The organism is Candidatus Hydrogenedentota bacterium (assembly GCA_035450225.1).
Taxonomy (GTDB): domain Bacteria; phylum Hydrogenedentota; class Hydrogenedentia; order Hydrogenedentales; family SLHB01; genus DSVR01.
Window position 1 is genome coordinate 149666 of record DAOTMJ010000003.1, and the last position, 18171, is coordinate 167836.

Sequence of the window (18171 nt, forward strand, 5' to 3'; positions counted from 1 at the left end):
CCCCGCGAGGTTTGTTCTTCAATAGAAAGCGAGTCGTTTACGTGGAGAAGCCAGTGCCCCTTGATCAGGCGAAAAACAACCAGCCGTTGCTGGTCGTGGCCATCGAAGGCGGACATCAGATTCATCATCGGCTGAAGTCGCTTGGCATACGGCCGGGCGTGCTTATCGAGAAGATCAGCGGACGGGCCGGAAGCGGCCCGGTGGTCGTGCGGCATGGCCGGTCGCAAACGGCCATAGGACACGGCGTCGCGCACCACATTCTCGTCGAGATTTCGAAATGAAACGCATTCTGCTCATGGGCAATCCAAACGTCGGAAAAAGCGTCGTCTTTTCCCGGCTGACCGGCGTGCGGGCGATCTCGGCCAACTATCCGGGCACAACGGTCGAGTTCACCCAAGGCGACATGATGCTGGGGGCGGAAAAGGCGCTGCTCATAGACGTGCCCGGCGTGTACGGTCTCGAGGCGGCCTGCAAGGCCGAGGAAATTGCCGTCATGATGCTCAAAGAGGCCGATGCGGTCATCAATGTCGTGGATTCGACGAATCTCGAGCGAAACCTTCACCTGACGCTGCATCTGCTCGAACAACGCCTGCCGATGGTCGTCGCGCTGAACGTATGGGACGACGCCCGGCATCAGGGCATACAAATAGACCATCGCAAGTTGCAGGAACTCCTCGGCGTTCCCGCCGTGCCGACCGTGGCCGTGACAGGGGAAGGAATCAAGGAACTGGTGGAACATCTGGCCGCCGCCCCGACTCCCGTGCATGACGTCATGACCGAGGAGCAACGGTGGACCGAGGTGGGCCGAATCGTCAGCGAAGTCCAAACGTTGACGCACCGCCATCATACCTTGGGCGAGTTGTTGAGCGACGCTTCCGTGCGCACCGAAACCGGCCTGCCCATCGCCGCATTCATGCTTTTCCTGGCCTTTGCCGGCATCCGCATGATTGGCGAGGGGTTGATCGCTTTCATCTTCGATCCGGTCTTCGATTTGTTATGGAAACCGATGCTGGTGCGGCTGAGCGCAAGCCTCGATCCTTCTGGATTCTGGCACGAACTGTTCATCGGCACACTCGTGGGCGGCGAGATTGATTTCGTCCAGTCCTTCGGTTTGTTGAGCACGGGCCTGTACGTTGCGGTGACCATGGTGTTTCCCTACGTGCTGGCCTTTTACCTGGTGCTTAGTCTCCTTGAAGACTTCGGTTATCTTCCGCGCCTGGCCGTCCTGCTCGACACGCTCATGCACCGCATGGGGCTGCACGGCTGGGCGATCATACCGATGCTGCTGGGGCTGGGTTGCAACGTGCCGGGTATCATGGCCACGCGGGTCCTCGAAAGCGCCCGCGAACGCTGGATCGCCGCGACGCTCGTTTCGATTGCGGTGCCGTGCGCGAGTCTCCAGGCCATGATGTGGGGCATCCTAGGCCATCACAGCGCATGGTATGTTGCGGGCGTGTACGGCACGCTCTTTCTCGTCTGGATCGTGCTGGGCTGGATTCTGAACGCGATGCTCAAGGGCATGAGTCCGGAACTCATTCTCGAAATTCCGCCCTACCGTATGCCGTCGCCCCGTGCGATAGGGTTCAAGATGTGGACGCGCATTCAGCAATATTTCAAGGAGGCAGTGCCGTTTGTCCTCTTGGGCGTCCTGATCGTGAACCTGCTGAACCGCGTGCGGGTGTTCGATATCGTGGCGGATGCCTTGGGTCCCGTCGTTATGCGGCTATTCGGATTGCCGCAGGAGGCTGTGCTCGCGCTGGTGCTGGGATTTCTGCGCAAGGACATCGCCGTCGGCATGCTCGGTTCGCTGAACCTCGAGCCGAAACAACTGATTATCAGCGTGACCGTTCTCGCCATGTCCTTTCCGTGTATCGCCACGTTCATCGTTCTTGCCCGCGAACTCGGCCTCCTCGGCCTTGCCAAGAGCATGGCCGTCATGATTACCGCGAGTCTTGCCGCCGGAATCCTGCTGAACCTGGCGCTTTGACCGCGGAGCCGCATGCAAGGATGAATGAAGATGACAAGGTGGCGTTTTTTGATTTGTCCGGAAAGGGCTGATACAATTCCTATCGCTTGGAAACGACAAGGTGGGTGCCAACATGTGTAAGACGGGCGCACGCCGTGGAGCGTGCCATGAAATGAGCGTTCTCAGCCATGCGGCTGGGATTTTTTTTGCCCGGACGACGGCGGATTGGCCATGAATTCAGACAACGGACCCGTGTGCGAAACGACGGTCGTGATGGAGGCGATCGCCATGGCCGCCGCGATTCACCGCATGGCCCAGGAAATCGTGGCGGCGAATGAGGACGTGTCCTCGCTCGCCTTTTTGGGAATTCTAAGCCGGGGGCGGCCGTTGGCGGAGCGTCTTGCGGCGCAGATCGATCAAATGACAGGTGTGGCTCCGCCGGTCGGATCGCTGGCGACCACGCTCTACCGGGACGATTTGCGGGCGGGCGTGGGAACGGTCAAGATTGGCGGCGGCACGACGCATTTCGCCTTTCCCATTGACGGCAAAACGGTCGTTCTCGTTGACGATGTGCTGGCGGCGGGACGCACCATCCGGGCGGCGCTCGATGAAGTCATGGATTACGGCCGTCCGGCGCGCATTCAATTGGCCTGTCTCGTGGATCGCGGCGGGCGCGAGTTGCCGATTCAGCCGGATTACCTTGGATGGAGCGTCGCCACAAGGCCCGACGAATGGGTCTCAGTCCGATTGCGGGAAATGGACGGACAGGACATTGTGTTGCTTGAACGGCGTTCCCTGACGGACGGGGAGGGCGGGTCGTGACACAGGCGCCCAGATTAAAATGGACGCGTAAGGATCTTCTCGGCATCGAGGAGTTGTCGCGGGAAGAAATCCTGCTGATTCTGGACACCGCGCCGCAGTTCGTCGCCGTATCGGCGCGCGAAAGCGGCATCAAGAAGGTGCCGCTGCTGCAGGGGCGGCTGGTGGTCAATTGGTTTTACGAACCCAGCACCAGGACCCGGACCTCCTTCGAACTGGCCGCCAAGCGCCTGAGCGCGGACACCCTGTCCATTACGGCTTCGGCGTCGAGCGCGGTCAAGGGCGAAACGCTGCATGACACCTTGGCGAACATCGAGGCCATGCACACCGACATTGTCGTCATCCGCCACAGTTACGCGGGTGCGCCGCACATTCTCGCACAGCGGCATCCATCGCATATCGTCAACGCGGGCGATGGGCGTCACGAGCATCCGACCCAGGCGCTGCTCGATGCGTTTACGATGCGCGAGCACATCCGCGCCGTGCGGCAGGATCCCGCGGCGCAACTGGACGGCCTTCGCGTGGCAATCATCGGCGACATCACGAACAGTCGCGTTGCCCGCAGCAATATCTGGTGTCTGACAAAACTCGGCGCCCAGGTTACGCTGTGTGGTCCGCGCACGCTGATTCCGCCGCATATCGAGCGAATGGGCGCCGTGGTGACGACCGATTTGCGCGAGGCGATCTGCGACGCGGATGTCATCTATGCGCTGCGCATCCAATTCGAGCGGCAACAGAACTGCCTGTTTCCAAGTGTGCGCGAATATATCCGGTTGTTCCGGGTCGATCAGGAGTCGCTGCGGCTTGCGCCGCCGCACGCGCTCGTCATGCACCCCGGTCCCATCAACCGTGACATCGAACTCGCGGCGGAGGTGGCCGACAGCGCTCGCAGTGTCATTTTGCGACAGGTGACGAATGGCGTCGCGGTGCGCATGGCCATCATGCACCTGCTCGTCAACAGCGGCCGGGGAGGAGATGGCGCATGAGCCTCGTTATCGTAAACGGACATGTAATCGATCCGGCCTCCGCCCGTTCCGAGAGGGCCGACGTGCTGATTGAAGGCACGCGGATCGAGCGCATCGGGAAGGGCCTGAAAGGCGGCAAGACGATAGACGCTTCCGGGTGTGTCGTTTGCCCCGGATTTGTGGATATTCATGTCCATTTCCGCGAGCCCGGCCAGGAATCGAAAGAGACGATTGCGTCGGGAAGCCGCGCGGCGGCGCGCGGCGGTTACACGTCCGTCGTTCCGATGCCGAATACGGCTCCGCCCATAGACAACGCGGGCATGGTCGAATTCGTGATTCGCCGGGCGCGCGAGACGGCATGTGTCAAGATCTGGCCGAGCGCTTGCGCCACCAAAGAGCGCGCCGGACAGGAAATGACCGAGATGGGCGAACTCAAGGATGTCGGCGCGGTCGCCGTGACCGACGACGGTTCGGACATCGCGAGCAGTTGGGTTCTGCGCCGCGTGCTCGAATACGCCGACATGTGCGGATTGACGTATCTGGCCCACTGCGAGGATGCGTCGCTCATGGAGGGCGGCTGCATGAACGAAGGCTATAATTCGACCCGCCTCGGGTTGCCGGGCATGCCGCGTGAGATGGAAGAGATCCGCATTGACCGAAATATCCGGCTTGCCGCCCTGACCGGCGCGAAGATTCACATCCAGCATGTGACGACGGCGGAGGGGGTCGAGATTATCCGGCGCGCCAAGGCCAACGGCGTGCGCGTGACCTGCGAGACCGCGCCGCATTACTGGATGCTGACGGACGAGGCGGTAACGACGTTTAGCACGAATGCCAAGATGAATCCCCCGTTGCGCGAAGCGGCGGACGTGGCGGCCATACGGGCCGCCATTGCCGACGGCACGATAGACTGCATCGCGACGGATCACGCGCCCCACACGTTCACCGACAAGGACGTCGAGTTCCATCTCGCGCCGTTTGGCATAGTCGGGCTTGAAACCGCGCTTGGCCTGGTTCTCACCGGCCTGGTCGAGACGGATTTAATCTCGTTGGAACGCGCCGTCGAATTGATGACAATCGCTCCTGCCCGCATTCTCAACCTGCCCATCGGCATGCTGAGGGAAGGCGGTCCGGCGGATATCGTGGTGTTTGATCCCAAGAAGGAATGGACCGTGGATCCCGCGGTGTTTGCTTCGTTGAGCCGCAACACGCCGTTTGCGGGCGAAACGCTGCGCGGACAAGTCAAGGCGACCCTGTGCGACGGAAACGTGGTTTATCAACTTGCTTGAAGAGAAGGAATTACACTTGAAAGCGGTATTGGCGCTCGAAGACGGGAGCGTGTTCGAAGGCAACGCGGTTGGCGCGGAAGGCGAGAGTTTCGGCGAACTGGTGTTCAACACCAGCATGACGGGCTACCAGGAAATCCTGACAGACCCGTCATACGCCGGGCAGATTGTCACGATGACCTATCCGCTGATCGGCAACTATGGCTGCAACGACGAGGACGTCGAGTCGCGCAAGCCCTTTGTCGAGGGATTCGTCATGCGCGAGTGCTGCATGACGCCGAGCAACTGGCGGGCGAAGATGTCGCTGCCGGAGTATCTCAAGAAGCACAACGTCGTCGCGATAGACGGCGTGGACACGCGCAAGATTACGACGCTCCTGCGGACCAAAGGCGCGCAGCGTTCCGTCATCAGCACCGTTGATCTCGATCATGACAGCCTTGTCCAAAAGGCGCTCGCGTCGCCGCCCATGTCCGGCAGCGATTACGTCAAGGCGGTCAGCGTCAACGAGCCATACGAATGGAATCCCGGCGCCGACGGCAAGTACCGCGTCGTCGCCATGGACTACGGCATCAAGTACAACATCATGCGGCGGCTCGAAGCCGTCGGTTGCCGCGTCATCGTCATGCCCGCCACGACCGGTCTCGACGAAGTCCTTGCGCAGAAGCCCGACGGCGTGTTCCTCTCGAACGGTCCCGGCGATCCGGCCGCATTGCCGTATCTGTATCCGACGATTCAAGGGCTGTTTGGAAAGACGCCTATTTTTGGCATCTGTCTGGGCCACCAACTCCTCGGCCACGCCTACGGCGGCACGACGTACAAACTCAAATTTGGTCATCGCGGCGGGAACCAACCCGTCCTGAACCACATCACCGGACAGGTCGAAATCAGCGCGCAAAACCACGGTTTTGCCGTGGACCCGAATTCGATCGATCAGGACAAGGTCCGCATTACGCACACGAATCTCAACGACCAGTCCGTCGAAGGCATGGAACACCGCGAATATCCCATTTTCAGCGTCCAGTACCATCCCGAAGCGTCCCCTGGCCCGCATGACAGCCGTTATCTCTTCGACCGGTTCGCCCGGCTCATGGATGAGGCCAAGGCCGGTGCGTGAGGAGACATCGAATGCCCGCAAAGAAATCTTCGGTTGTAACATTTGCCTCGAGTAAGGTGAAGGAACTGCGGAGGCACGCGACGCTGCCCGTAAAGTTCGAAAAACAACTTGCGCAATATCCGCTCGACAAGATGTTCCGCGACAAACAGGTTGCCATCAAGATCCACGTCGGCTCCGATGTGGGGTTCACGACGATCCATCCGCTGTTCATTCGCATCGTGGTCGAAGCCGTCAAGAAGGCCGGCGGCAAGCCGTTCATCACGGATGGTTCCGGCGCGATGCACCATGCCAAGGGCCGTGGGTACACCGAGGAAGTCCTTGGCGCGCCGCTAATCGCCGCGGCGGGCATCGCGAACACCTATTCGTATGAGCGCAAGATCGGCTACCGATCGCTCAAGAGCGTCCACTTGTGCGGCAACATTGTTGATGCGGACGCGATGATCGTGCTCAGCCACGGCAAGGGGCACGGCAACAGCGGATTCGGCGCGGCCATCAAAAACCTTGCGATGGGCTGCGTCGCGCGCGACAGCCGAGCCCAGATTCACCGCCTTCAGGGCCAGCAATTCAAATGGGATCCGGCCAAGTGCACGCGCTGCCGGGCCTGCATTGAAAACTGTCCGTCGCCCGGCACGCTTACCTTCGATGCCACACGCAATCTGCACTACTTCGATCATCATTGCCGCTACTGCCGCCACTGCGAATTGGCGTGTCCGAAGGGCGCGATCAAGATTGACAGCAAGGGGACCTATTATTTTCAACGCGGCATGGCCCTGACGACGAAAGCCGTTCTCGACACGTTCGAGCCGAATCGCGTGTTGTTCATCAATGTGATGCTCAACATCACGCCGTTTTGCGACTGCTGGGGGTTTTCGACGCCCGCGCTCGTGCCCGATGTCGGTATCCTCGCCGCGACGGACATTGTCGCCGTCGAACAGGCCAGTCTTGACCTTGTGCGGACGGAAGACTTCATCGCCAGTTCGCTGCCGAAATCAATGAAACTCGGCAAGGGCGATCATCTCTTTGAACGGATTCACGGCAAGAATCCGTATCTGCAGGTCCAGTGCGCCGAGGAAATCGGTCTGGGAAGCCGTGCTTACACGCTGAAAACTATCGGATGAAACCGGGACCGGCGGATGAGATGTTGGCTTGAGCCGGGTCCGTGTTCCATGCACGGTGTCCGCACGAGGGCCTTCTCAACGATCGCGCGTGCGGCAAGGAGATCCGAAATGAATCGAGCCGGATGGGCGATGGCAGCCGGGATTTGCGCGTTGTGTTTGGTTGCCGCCGGGGTTGACGCACCGAGGGAAGACATCCTTATCGCCGATTTTGAAAGCGCATCCTATGGGGATTGGCGCGTCGAAGGCGAAGCCTTCGGGGCCGGACCCGCCGAGGGGACTTTGCCGGGCCAGATGCCCGTGGGCGGGTACATGGGCAAACGGCTGGTAAACAGTTATCACAGGGGCGACGGCGCGACCGGCTCGTTGACTTCTCCGCCTTTTGTCATCGAGCGCCCCTTGCTGTGCTTTTTGATGGGTGGCGGCAAACATCCAGCCCGAACCTGCATGGATCTGATCGTGGACGGATCGGTCGTGCGAACAGCCACGGGCCCGAACGACAAGCCGGGCGGCAGCGAACGGCTTTCTTGGCAGACGTGGGACGTCTCGGAATTTACGGGCAAGAGGGCCGTCTTGAAAATTATCGATCGCCACACGGGCGGCTGGGGCCATATCAACGTGGACCACATCATGCTTTGCGACGAAGCGCCGGTAAAGGAGTTGGCCATGCGGATGAAACTGCAAAAGCGATATCTGAACCTTCCCGTCAAAAACGGCGCCGAAATGCGGCGGATGCGCATCCTGATCAAGGGCGAAACGGCGCAGTCGGACCGCGTTGTACGCGAATTCGACATCGAACTTGCCGAAGGGGAGCCGGATTTCTGGGTGTTCTGCGACATGGCGCCGTTCGCGGGCCATGAAATCGAGATCCACGTGGATGCCATGCCGAAGGACTCAAAAGCCCTCGATGCGATTGTCCAAGACGACATTATTCGCGGGGCGGACAACCTGTACCGCGAAAAATGGCGGCCGCAATTTCATTTTTCGTCGCGCCGGGGCTGGAACAATGATCCGAACGGCCTCGTCTATCACAAGGGCGAGTATCATCTTTATTACCAGCATAATCCGTATGGGTGGAACTGGGGCAATATGCACTGGGGACACGCCGTCAGCGCCGATCTTGTCCACTGGACGGAACTGCCGGAAGCCTTGTATCCAAAGTCCTACGGCGACTGGTGTTTTTCGGGCAGCGCGGTTGTTGACGCGGACAATACGGCGGGCTTCAAGAATGGCGATGAAGACGTAATAGTCGCGATATATACGAGCACGGGGCGCGGCGAGTGCATCGCATACAGCAACGACCGCGGCCGCACGTTCACCGATTACGAGGGCAATCCCGTCGTTTCGCACCAAGGCCGCGACCCCAAAGTGATCCGGCATGTCCCCACCGGCCAATGGGTCATGGCCGTCTATGACGAACAGGAGGGCCTGAAAAACGGGATCGCGTTTTATACGTCGCCCGACCTGAAACAATGGACCTTTCAAAGCCGCATCGCGGAATACTTCGAATGTCCGGAAATCTTTCCGATGGCCGTGGACGGCATCACGGATCGCATAAAATGGGTCGTGTACGCCGCCAACGGCGAATACAGCGTCGGCGAATTCGACGGCCGTGAATTCAGGACGGAAATTTACAAACAGCGCTTCAACTGGGGCAATTGTTTTTACGCATCGCAAACGTTCAACAATATCCCGCCGGAAGACGGGCGGCGCATTCAAATCGCCTGGGGAACGGTGGCCATTCCCGGCATGCCCTTCAATCAGATGATGACCTTTCCCTGCGAACTCTCCCTGCGCGGCACGAGCGAAGGCCCGCGTTTATTCGCGCGTCCCGTCCGTGAAATTGAACGCCTGCACATGGAGACCTTCACGTTTTCGGACCGTTCCATTTCGGACGGTGCGAATCTGTTGGCCGGTTTCAGCGGCGAACTTTTCCATATCGTCGCCGACATCGAACTGGGCGGCGCGTCGGAAATCGCATTCGACATACGGGGCATTCCCGTCGTCCATCATGTGGCCAAACAGGAACTTGCATGCGCGGAAAAGTCGGCCCCGCTGAAGGCGGAAGACGATCGGATTCAACTCGAACTGCTTGTGGATCGCACGTCCATTGAACTGTTTGGAAACGAGGGCGCGATTTACATGCCGATGGGCGTCATCCCTTCGGAGGACAATCGCTCGCTGGCGTTGCGCGGAGATGGCCGGGCCAAGGTGGTGCGCCTGGAAGTCAGCGAACTGCGTTCCGCATGGGCCGGGGAGTCCTGATCGCCCTTTCCTGCAAAATTGGTTTCCGCGAACCGGATGCGTATGATTTTTATCGAACAGGAGGAACGGGTTCATGATAACGGCGCTGGCGGCGGCCCTGATGGCGGCCATGGGAGAATCGGGCGTGATTTGGTTGAATGCATGCGACGTTCCGGCGGAAGGCATCGCTGTTTCCGTGGCGGGAACATACAAGGTATGGCTCTGGGCGCCGGAGAATCAGGAAACCGGCGTTACCATCGCCGGACGCCGTTTGGAGGGAAAATGTCCGGCGGACAAGGACAAGAAATCCATCTATGCGTGGTTTCCGATCGGCGCGGTCGAATTGAAGACCGGCCCGGCGGCGCTTGAATTGGCGCCGAACGTGGCGGGCATCGCCTTGAGCCAAAAGGAAACGTTTGATCCGCGCGCCGCGATGGGTGACATGCGCGTCCTGAACACCGGCGATTCGGTGCATGATCGCCGTGCCCAAAGCGAACGGCACACCGATACCGTTTTCACGATGCCCGTGTTCCATTCGCGCGAGGAATGGGAAGCCGCCGCGCATGAAATCCGCCAGCGAATTCTGCTGTCGTCGGGACTCGTTCCCCTGCCGGAAAAGACGCCTTTGAACGCGCACGTTTTCGGCCGAATCGAACGCGGGGACTACAGCGTGGAAAAGGTATGGTTCGAGGCCCGGCCCGGCTTCCTTGTGACGGGCAATCTGTATCGTCCCTTGGGCAAGCCGGGGCCGTTCCCCGGCGTCGTCAATCCTCATGGGCATTGGGAGCATGGCCGTCTGAACGACGATGCGCGGGGATCCGTTCCCGGCCGGTGCATCACCCTCGCGCGGATGGGCATGGTCGCGTTTTCCCACGACATGATCGGCTACAACGACAGCGCGCAGTTTGCCCACAACTGGGGCAAGCGCGAATGGAAACTGTGGGGTATTCATCCCTTTGCCTTCCAACTCTGGTCGGGCATCCGCGCGGTGGACTTCCTGCAATCGTTGCCGGATGTGGACCCGGAACGCATCGGCTGCACGGGCGCATCCGGCGGCGGCACGCAGACATTCGCGCTGACGGCCGTCGATCCGCGCATCAGGGTGGCCGCGCCGGTCAACATGATTTCGCATAGCATGCAGGGCGGCTGTCTGTGCGAGAATGCCCCCATCATCCGTTTCGACAACTCGAACATGGAAATCGGCGCCTTGGCCGCGCCGCGCCCCTTGTTGATGGTGTCCGCCACGGGCGATTGGACCCGCGAAACGCCGCGCGTCGAGTTTCCCTCTATTCGTGACGTGTACGCGTTGTACGATGCGGGCGACCGGGTCGAAAACGTCCACATTGACTCCGATCATAATTACAACAAACAAAGCCGCGAGGCGATGTACCGTTTCTTCGGAAAATGGCTGCTGAACGAACCGGAACGCTACGCGAAATTCGAAGAACCGGCGTTTACCGTCGAGAATACGGACGATCTGCGGGTGTTTCCGGACAAGAAACTGCCGGACGGATTGCCCTCATTCGAGGCGATCGTCTCGCAAACCATCCTGTCCACAAAGGCCAAGTGGGATGCGATCCTGCCGAAAAACAAGAGCGAAACCGCCGCGTTCAAAACCGAATATGGCGATTCGATCAAGAGGGTGCTGGGAGCGCGTATTCCCGATGTGAATGATCTGGAATGCGAGCGCACGGGTTTTGAGGAACGGCGCGGAAACGGATATGTGGTCGAGCGTTGGATTCTCTCGCGCAGGGCGGTGGGCGATGCCGTGCCCGCGCTGTTGTATCGGGCCTATGGCCCCGAAGTGCAGGATGCGGTCCTGATTGTTCACGGGCAGGGCAAAGCCGCCCTTGCGAACATGGAAAATGGGGGACCGGGACCGCTTGTATCAGGTTTGATCGCCCGGGGCAAGGCGGTGCTGACGATGGATGCCTTCCTGCTGGGTGAACATATTTCGCCTCTCCGAAATACGCCTCCCCGCGTCACCGGCCAATTCCACGACACCTTCCAGCCCACGGATACGGCGTGCCGGGTGCAGGACGTGTTGACGGCGCTCGCCTATCTGCGGTCGCGCCGTGATTTGTCGGGCACGGTGGATCTCGTCGGTTTGGATGCAGGCGGAATCTGGAGCCTGTTTGCGGCGGCGATTGACGACCATGTGCGCCGTGTCGTGATTGACGGCGCCCGGTTCGATGTCAATGATGACGCGATGTGGGAAACGCATCACTACATGCCTTGTATTCGCGCGATTGGAGACGTGCATACCGCCGCCGCGCTCGTCGCGCCGCGTCCCATGATTCTCTGCAACGCGGCCCCATCCATGATCCAAGCCGTTCAACAGCGGTATGAGGTTGTGGACGCGGCCTCGTTATCCGTCATTGACGGACCGGCGACGCCTGAAGTCATGCTGGCGGGGTTGGATTGATACCGTTGTCCCCGATAACCCTTGAAAATTTCCGATTGAATGAGGTTATTACGGGCGGATGAAAAAAGACGCATTTGCGCATATCGCCGATATTCATTTCTGGCGCGTGATACTCAACCCGTTCCTCTTGGCCAACAAGCGGTTTTGGGGAAATCTCACCGTTGTCATGCGCCGGCGTCATGAATTCGTGCTCGAACGCGCGGAAGCCTATGCCGATGCCGTCGCCGCGACGGGTGTGCGCGCCGTGGTGTTCACGGGGGATTTTTCCTCAACGTCGTTGGACGCCGAATTCCGGATGGCCGTTCAATTTGTGGAAAAACTGCATGCGCGCGGACTGGATGTGCATCTGATGCCGGGCAATCACGACGTATACACGTTCCGCGCATATCGCACGCGGCGTTTTGAGCATTTTTTCGCCCCGTTCATTCCGGTTCAGGGATATCCGGCCTTGACCATGTTGCCGGGCGGAACGCCGCTGTTGCTTGTGCCGACTGTCGCTCCCCGGCATTTTTCCGCGCGCGGCCGCATTACGCGCCTGGAAATTGACCGGGTCGCCGAATTGCTCGATGAATGCGGCCCCCGCGTGGTCGTTGCCGCCCACTATCCTGTCCTGCATGCAACCAGCGGCTATCACTCGAATCCGTTCCGGCGTCTTGAAAACGCCGAACGCCTCCGCGAGGTTCTGGGCCGATCCAACAGGGAAATCCTCTATATTTGCGGTCACGTCCATCGGTTCAGTTTCGAGACGGACGAACGTTACCCGAATGTCCGGTATCTGTCGTTGGGGGCATTTCTGCGCACGTTTCAGGAAAAGGGCACCCACGGCGAATTCGCGCGTGTTGACGTGTCCGAAAATGGTTTTCAAATCACCCGCCTTGTCCACCGAGGCGCATGGGAAGAAGAACCGGTCTGTTTGGACAATCAATCCGAAAGGGAAAACGGTTCCTGAACGATTCGGAAACGGCCGTCGCATGTCGGGATATCGCTCAAAGTGCGGATGCCGTACACAAGGTGGGCCGGTGGATTTTTACCTGACGTGGGTACCGCCTCCAACCCAATTGCTCTTCGTGCGCGCGCTCGCCATCGTGCTCGCCATCGCCATCATCATCGCACTCAAAACCCCGCGATTTTCGCACTCGCTAAACCATGGAACTTCTAGCGGTTGCACACATTGCACAAGATTTTCTTGTTGTTTTTTTCATCTGTGTCCAAATCACGGCTTGCAGAATGCCATTTTGAACAAATAGACAACTGTTTTTTTAGGGATAGCGTTCTTAAGACACCTCTTTCTCGCAATGAAGAAAAAATTCCCCCGAGCAAACTTATTTTGGACAGCACTGACATGCGGATTCGAATTTGGCATCGCCTGGCCCGAACATCCATCCCTGTTTTACATCTGCGTGTATCTGCGTCATCTGTGGATCGTATGATTATCCGCAGATGACGCAGATACACGCAGATATCGAACAGAATGATCGGGATAACGAGGTAAAACGTGACTCCTTGCGGTATTATGCTTTTTTACAATTCTTTTTGACAGCAATGATTTTGGACAGCACTGTGTTTTTTTATAGAAACCGGATCTTAAGGTGCTGAATCGCCTTGTGGAATCGTTTTCGGTCCGGGGGGGACCGTTTCCACCCTGCAACGGCCGGGAACCTTCGGCAATTACTTGGACTGGCGCACAGGCGAGCTATTGGGAGGGGTTTTTCGCTTCTCGTGTTGATGCAATACCCAAAGGAGTCCGGCGCCAAAGGCGAAATAGAAAATGCTGAACAATTGCTGCTGGCTGATTGCATTAAAAACGATCGGATTGTGATCTCCGCGTAAAAATTCGACAAGAAAACGACCCACAGCATACAGCATGAAGTAGACGGGCATGGTGAACCCGTCGAACAAGGGGCGCCGATTGCGCCAGAATAAAAGAATCCCGCAAAGAATCAACAACCCAATGACGCCATACAGTTGGGTCGGGTGGACGGGATAAGACCAGTGATCATGCGTCATGGACAATTCGCTGTAACGTTGGCAGTGATCCAGATAAACGGGACTGCCTTTCGCCGGCTCGGAAAAACTCCACGGCACTCGTGGAAAACAAATACCCCACGGCAGATTGGTTCGTGCGCCGTAACAGCAACCATTGAGAAAGCAGCCTACCCGGCCCAGGGCGTGAGCGAGCGGGATGTAGGGCATCACGCAATCCACGACTCGCCAGAAGGGGATTTTGTGATGCCGGCAGGCCAGATAGACGTAAATGCCCGCGACCGGCAGCGCGCCTTGGAATACCAGTCCGCCGCGCCAAATGGCTATCCAGCCGATCGGATCCCGCCACGAGTAGCCGCCCGGAAACATGGCGATATGAAGCAACCGGGTGCCCGCGAGACCCGCCAACAACGCCCAGAATGCCATTGACTGTATGGTCTGCGGATTGATGCCCCGCTTTTGTGCGTCGCGCTGGGCGCCATATAAGGCGGCCAAAAATCCCAGCGCGATCATCAATCCGTAGGAGTGCAGGGTGATTGGACCGATTTTAAGCAGTGTCGGGAACATGCTGTTCCTCGATGAAATACCATGTTAGCAGCAGCACAACCACGCCAGTGCAAATGCAGGAATCGGCCACATTGAACGCCGGGTAATATTTCCAGGGAAAATTGAACGGGATGAAGTAAAAATGAAACTGTAGAAAGTCGGTTACGGATCCGAGCCGCACGCGATCGATCATGTTGCCGATGGCGCCGCCCGCGATAAGCCCAAATGCCGTGGATTGCAGTTTGGATCGCGGGTTGAGATGCAACGAGAGATAAGCCAGAACGCCCATGGCTAGGATGGGCGCAACCATCGCCTTTACCGGACTTTCCCGGAACAACCCGTTTACAAGTCCCGGATTGCGCTGGTGGCTGATGCGGAAAAATTCCGGTTCGGGGCCGATCCGGAGAATTTTTTCTTCGGGATAATACGCGATAATCAGGGCTTTCGTCGTCTGGTCAACCACCACGACAAGAAGAAAAACCGTTAAAATCCAAAGGATTTGATTCTTTCTCGGGCTCATGAAAAGCGGGGCTAGAGCGTCCCTTCCTTTTCCAGTTTCGACTTGCACTTGATGCAATAACGCGCCGCCGGAAAAACTTCGAGGCGTTTCTTGGGAATCTGTTCCTCGCAGCCTTCGCACACGCCATACGTTCCGTTTGCGATGCGCTTGAGCGCGTCGGTCACGTCACGGAGGCGTTCTGACTCGCCTGTGGCGATGTTGAGCGCGGTTTCGCGCTCAAAGTTGTCCGTGCCGGTTTCCGCGTAACTGTAAAGGTCGCCGGTGGTTTCGCGCACCGATTCGTGCAGCGCGCTTTCCTCGATTTTGCGGATGCCCTCGCTTAGGCGACCCAAATCATCCAGCAACAACTTTTCGAACTTCTTGGCTTCTTTTTTGTTCATGCCTATCGTTCTCCCAATTGCACGACACAACGATTGCACAATGACGGATGCGCGGCATCGGCGCCCACCGATTCACGGTAATTCCAGCAACGGACGCATTTGGCGCCCTTCGCTTTTTCGGCAACGGCCAGAAGACGTTCCTCGGTCCGGGCCGCTTCATCGGATACCGGCATTACTGTGCAGGCCGAGACGATGAAAACCCACGGCAACTGCGCCGCATAGGTCCGCAGAAGCGACTCGGTTTGCGTATCGCCGGGGTACAACGTCACGGAAGCCTCAAGAGATGACCCGATGAGATTCTGCCGGCGCTTCTCCTCAAGTTCCTTCGACACGACGGCGCGAAGGCGCAGCAAACGGTCCCAGTTGGCGATGGCCTCTCCGGAGAAGAGATGCTGCGGTTTTTCCGGCGGGAAGAGTTCCAGATGAATGCTGTCGGTGGTTTTGAGATGGGCCGGCACGTGCTGCCACGCCTCTTCACAGGTATAGGGCAACACGGGCGCGAACAGTTTGAGAAGGTCAACGAGCAGGTCCGCCAACGCCGTCTGCGCCGCTCGCCGTTCGCGCGACTTGGCCGCGAACGTGTACAGGCGATCCTTGAGAATATCGAAATAGAATGCGCTCAGGTCCACGGCGCAAAAATTATGCACGGCATGGTAAACCCCGTGGAATTCATAGGTTTCGTATCCCCTGATTACGCGTGCGCGCAACAACTGCATCCGGTGCAACGCCCAACGATCCACTTCTTCCAACTGTTCAAGCGGCACGGCGTCCTCCGCACCGAAATCATACAGGTTCGCCAACATGTAGCGGAACGTGTTGCGGATGCGACGATAGGCGTCCTGCAGCCGTGTCAGAATCTCGTTCGAGATGCGGATATCCTGCTGGTAATCCTCGCTCGCCACCCACAGCCGCACGATGTCCGCGCCGAGCTTGCCGACCAGATCCGTCAACTGCATTGTGTTGCCCAGTTTCTTGGACATTTTCTTGCCGTCGCCGTCCACGACATACCCGTGGGTGACGACGGAACGGTACGGCGGCTCGCCCTTGACAGCCACCGCCGGAATAATCGAGGACTGGAACCAGCCGCGGTGCTGGTCGCTGCCTTCGAGATACATGTCCACCGGCCAACCCAGATCGGGGCGGTTTTCGCAAACGGCGCGGTTGCTCACGCCGGAATCGAACCACACGTCGAGGATATCGGTTTCCTTGCGGAAGCGCGTGCCGCCGCACTGGGCGCATTTCGCGCCGTCCGGCATCAATTCGGCGGCCTCGCGGTCGAACCACCGATCAATGCCATCGTCCGCCGACATGGCCAGCGCCTCGATCTTGGCGAAACTGTCCGGCGTGGCATAGACCTCGTCGCATGCCTCGCAATAGAAGACCGGAATCGGCACGCCCCATGCCCGCTGGCGGCTGACGCACCAGTCCGGACGTTGCGCGACCATCGAGCGAATGCGTTCCTTGCCCCAAGCCGGCACCCATTCCACCTTGTCAATGGCTTCGATGAGCCTCTGCCTTAGGTTGTCGTGATCGATCAGAATGAACCATTGGGGCGTCGCGCGATAAATGACCGGATTCGCGCACCGCCAGCAATGCGCGTAACTGTGATCGATGGACGCGGTCTTCATCAATGCGCCCGACGCTTGCAAGTCGGAAACGATCCGCGCGTTGGCATCGAATACGTTCAATCCCTCATAGGGACCCGCCTCGGCGGTGAACATTCCCGCGCCGTCCACCGGCGACAGCGGCGGGATTCCGTAACGCGCGCCGACGACATAGTCTTCTTGGCCGTGCCCCGGCGCGGTATGGACGCAGCCCGTCCCCGCATCGAGCGTCACATGATCGCCCAGGATAATCGGACAGATCCGGTCGGGGAACATCACGTGCCGGTACGTCAAATTTTCCAAGTCCCTGCCGTCGAATTTGCGGAGGGTCTCGAAAGTCTCGATGCCGCAGTCCGCCAGCGCCGCCGGCGCCAGGAACGTCGCCATGATGAGCGTTTCATCCCCGGCGCGCACCGCGCTGTACTCGAAATCGGGATGCAGGCAAATGGCAAGATTCGCCGGAAGCGTCCAAGGGGTTGTGGTCCAGATGACATAGGACACGGGACCGTCGAGGCCGGGAACGGGCGCGACCGCCGGAAACTTTACATAGATGGATGGCGACCGATGATTTGCGTATTCGACTTCGGCCTCGGCCAGCGCCGTCTGACATGAAGCGCACCAATAAATGGGCTTGAGGCCTTTCGATACCGCGCCCGTCCGGTACATTTCCCCGAACACACGAATGATGGTGGCCACATACTCCCGGCTTAGCGTCAAATATGGATTCGGCCAGTCACCCAGCACACCCAATCGCTTGAATCCCTCGCGATGAATGTCCACGTATTTCAACGCGAAAGCCCGGCAACGCCGCCGTATCTCGACCTGCGAAAGCGATTTGGCCTCATCGCCCAAATCACTGAGAACCTTGTATTCGATGGGCAGGCCGTGGCAGTCCCAACCCGGCACATAGGGCGCGTCAAAGCCGCTCATTTGCTTCGACTTGACAATGAAATCCTTCAAAATCTTGTTCAGGGCCGTGCCGGCGTGGAGTTCACCGTTCGCATAGGGCGGACCATCGTGGAGCACGAACTTTGGACGTCCCTTGGACTGCTCGCGAATGCGCTCGTATAACCCCATTCGGTCCCAAGATTCCAGCCAGCCCGGTTCCCGTTTGGCGAGATCGCCGCGCATCGGGAAGGCGGTTTCTGGAAGATTGACCGTATTCTTGTAATCCTGCGTACTCATTCGATCCCATGGCCTTCCG

General features: G+C 58.9%; 14 protein-coding genes. 10 read left to right on the top strand and 4 right to left on the bottom strand.

Going from position 1 to position 18171, the window contains the following annotated elements:
• Nucleotides 1-41 precede the first annotated feature (41 nt).
• From P5540_03705 to P5540_03750, 10 genes are all read left to right on the top strand, one after another.
• Nucleotides 42-281, top strand: coding sequence for a FeoA family protein (locus P5540_03705; protein HRT63907.1), 240 nt, complete (start codon nucleotides 42-44; stop codon nucleotides 279-281).
• Nucleotides 278-1987 (top strand): ferrous iron transporter B, encoded by a 1710-nt coding sequence (locus P5540_03710; GenBank protein ID HRT63908.1) that lies wholly within the window; start codon nucleotides 278-280, stop codon nucleotides 1985-1987. Before P5540_03705 ends, P5540_03710 begins: the two co-directional genes overlap by 4 nt.
• A gap of 210 nt (nucleotides 1988-2197) precedes the next feature.
• Nucleotides 2198-2788 (top strand): bifunctional pyr operon transcriptional regulator/uracil phosphoribosyltransferase PyrR, encoded by a 591-nt coding sequence (gene pyrR / locus P5540_03715; protein ID HRT63909.1) that lies wholly within the window; start codon nucleotides 2198-2200, stop codon nucleotides 2786-2788.
• Nucleotides 2785-3771, top strand: coding sequence for an aspartate carbamoyltransferase catalytic subunit (locus P5540_03720; protein HRT63910.1), 987 nt, complete (start codon nucleotides 2785-2787; stop codon nucleotides 3769-3771). The genes pyrR and P5540_03720 overlap by 4 nt, the downstream gene beginning before the upstream one ends.
• On the top strand, nucleotides 3768-5039 hold the full coding sequence (locus tag P5540_03725; protein HRT63911.1) for a dihydroorotase: 1272 nt from the start codon (nucleotides 3768-3770) through the stop codon (nucleotides 5037-5039). The genes P5540_03720 and P5540_03725 overlap by 4 nt, the downstream gene beginning before the upstream one ends.
• Nucleotides 5040-5055: 16 nt before the next feature.
• Nucleotides 5056-6150, top strand: a complete 1095-nt coding sequence (gene carA / locus P5540_03730; GenBank protein ID HRT63912.1) for a glutamine-hydrolyzing carbamoyl-phosphate synthase small subunit — start codon at nucleotides 5056-5058, stop codon at nucleotides 6148-6150.
• An 11-nt stretch (nucleotides 6151-6161) separates the two neighbouring features.
• Nucleotides 6162-7268 carry a DUF362 domain-containing protein gene (locus P5540_03735; GenBank protein HRT63913.1) on the top strand — a complete coding sequence of 369 codons (1107 nt, stop codon included), beginning with the start codon at nucleotides 6162-6164 and terminating at the stop codon, nucleotides 7266-7268.
• Between the two features lie 108 nt (nucleotides 7269-7376).
• Nucleotides 7377-9530, top strand: coding sequence for a GH32 C-terminal domain-containing protein (locus tag P5540_03740; GenBank protein ID HRT63914.1), 2154 nt, complete (start codon nucleotides 7377-7379; stop codon nucleotides 9528-9530).
• 73 nt (nucleotides 9531-9603) lie between these two features.
• On the top strand, nucleotides 9604-11934 hold the full coding sequence (locus P5540_03745; protein ID HRT63915.1) for an acetylxylan esterase: 2331 nt from the start codon (nucleotides 9604-9606) through the stop codon (nucleotides 11932-11934).
• Between the two features lie 58 nt (nucleotides 11935-11992).
• Nucleotides 11993-12883 (top strand): metallophosphoesterase, encoded by an 891-nt coding sequence (locus P5540_03750; GenBank protein HRT63916.1) that lies wholly within the window; start codon nucleotides 11993-11995, stop codon nucleotides 12881-12883.
• Nucleotides 12884-13602: 719 nt separating this feature from the next.
• Here the strand turns inward: P5540_03750 and lgt are convergent.
• From lgt to ileS, 4 genes are read right to left on the bottom strand one after another with little or no spacing between them, the layout of a single operon-like run.
• The gene (gene lgt / locus P5540_03755) at nucleotides 13603-14484 is read right to left on the bottom strand and encodes a prolipoprotein diacylglyceryl transferase (GenBank protein ID HRT63917.1); all 882 of its coding nucleotides are present in this window, start codon (nucleotides 14482-14484) and stop codon (nucleotides 13603-13605) included.
• Nucleotides 14465-14983, bottom strand: a complete 519-nt coding sequence (gene lspA / locus P5540_03760) for a signal peptidase II (GenBank protein HRT63918.1) — start codon at nucleotides 14981-14983, stop codon at nucleotides 14465-14467. The genes lgt and lspA overlap by 20 nt, the downstream gene beginning before the upstream one ends.
• An 11-nt stretch (nucleotides 14984-14994) precedes the next feature.
• Entirely contained in the window at nucleotides 14995-15363 is a 369-nt protein-coding gene (locus P5540_03765; GenBank protein ID HRT63919.1) for a TraR/DksA C4-type zinc finger protein, read from the bottom strand.
• 2 nt (nucleotides 15364-15365) lie between these two features.
• Nucleotides 15366-18152 (bottom strand): isoleucine--tRNA ligase, encoded by a 2787-nt coding sequence (ileS, locus tag P5540_03770; GenBank protein ID HRT63920.1) that lies wholly within the window; start codon nucleotides 18150-18152, stop codon nucleotides 15366-15368.
• Between the last annotated feature and the right edge of the window lie 19 nt (nucleotides 18153-18171).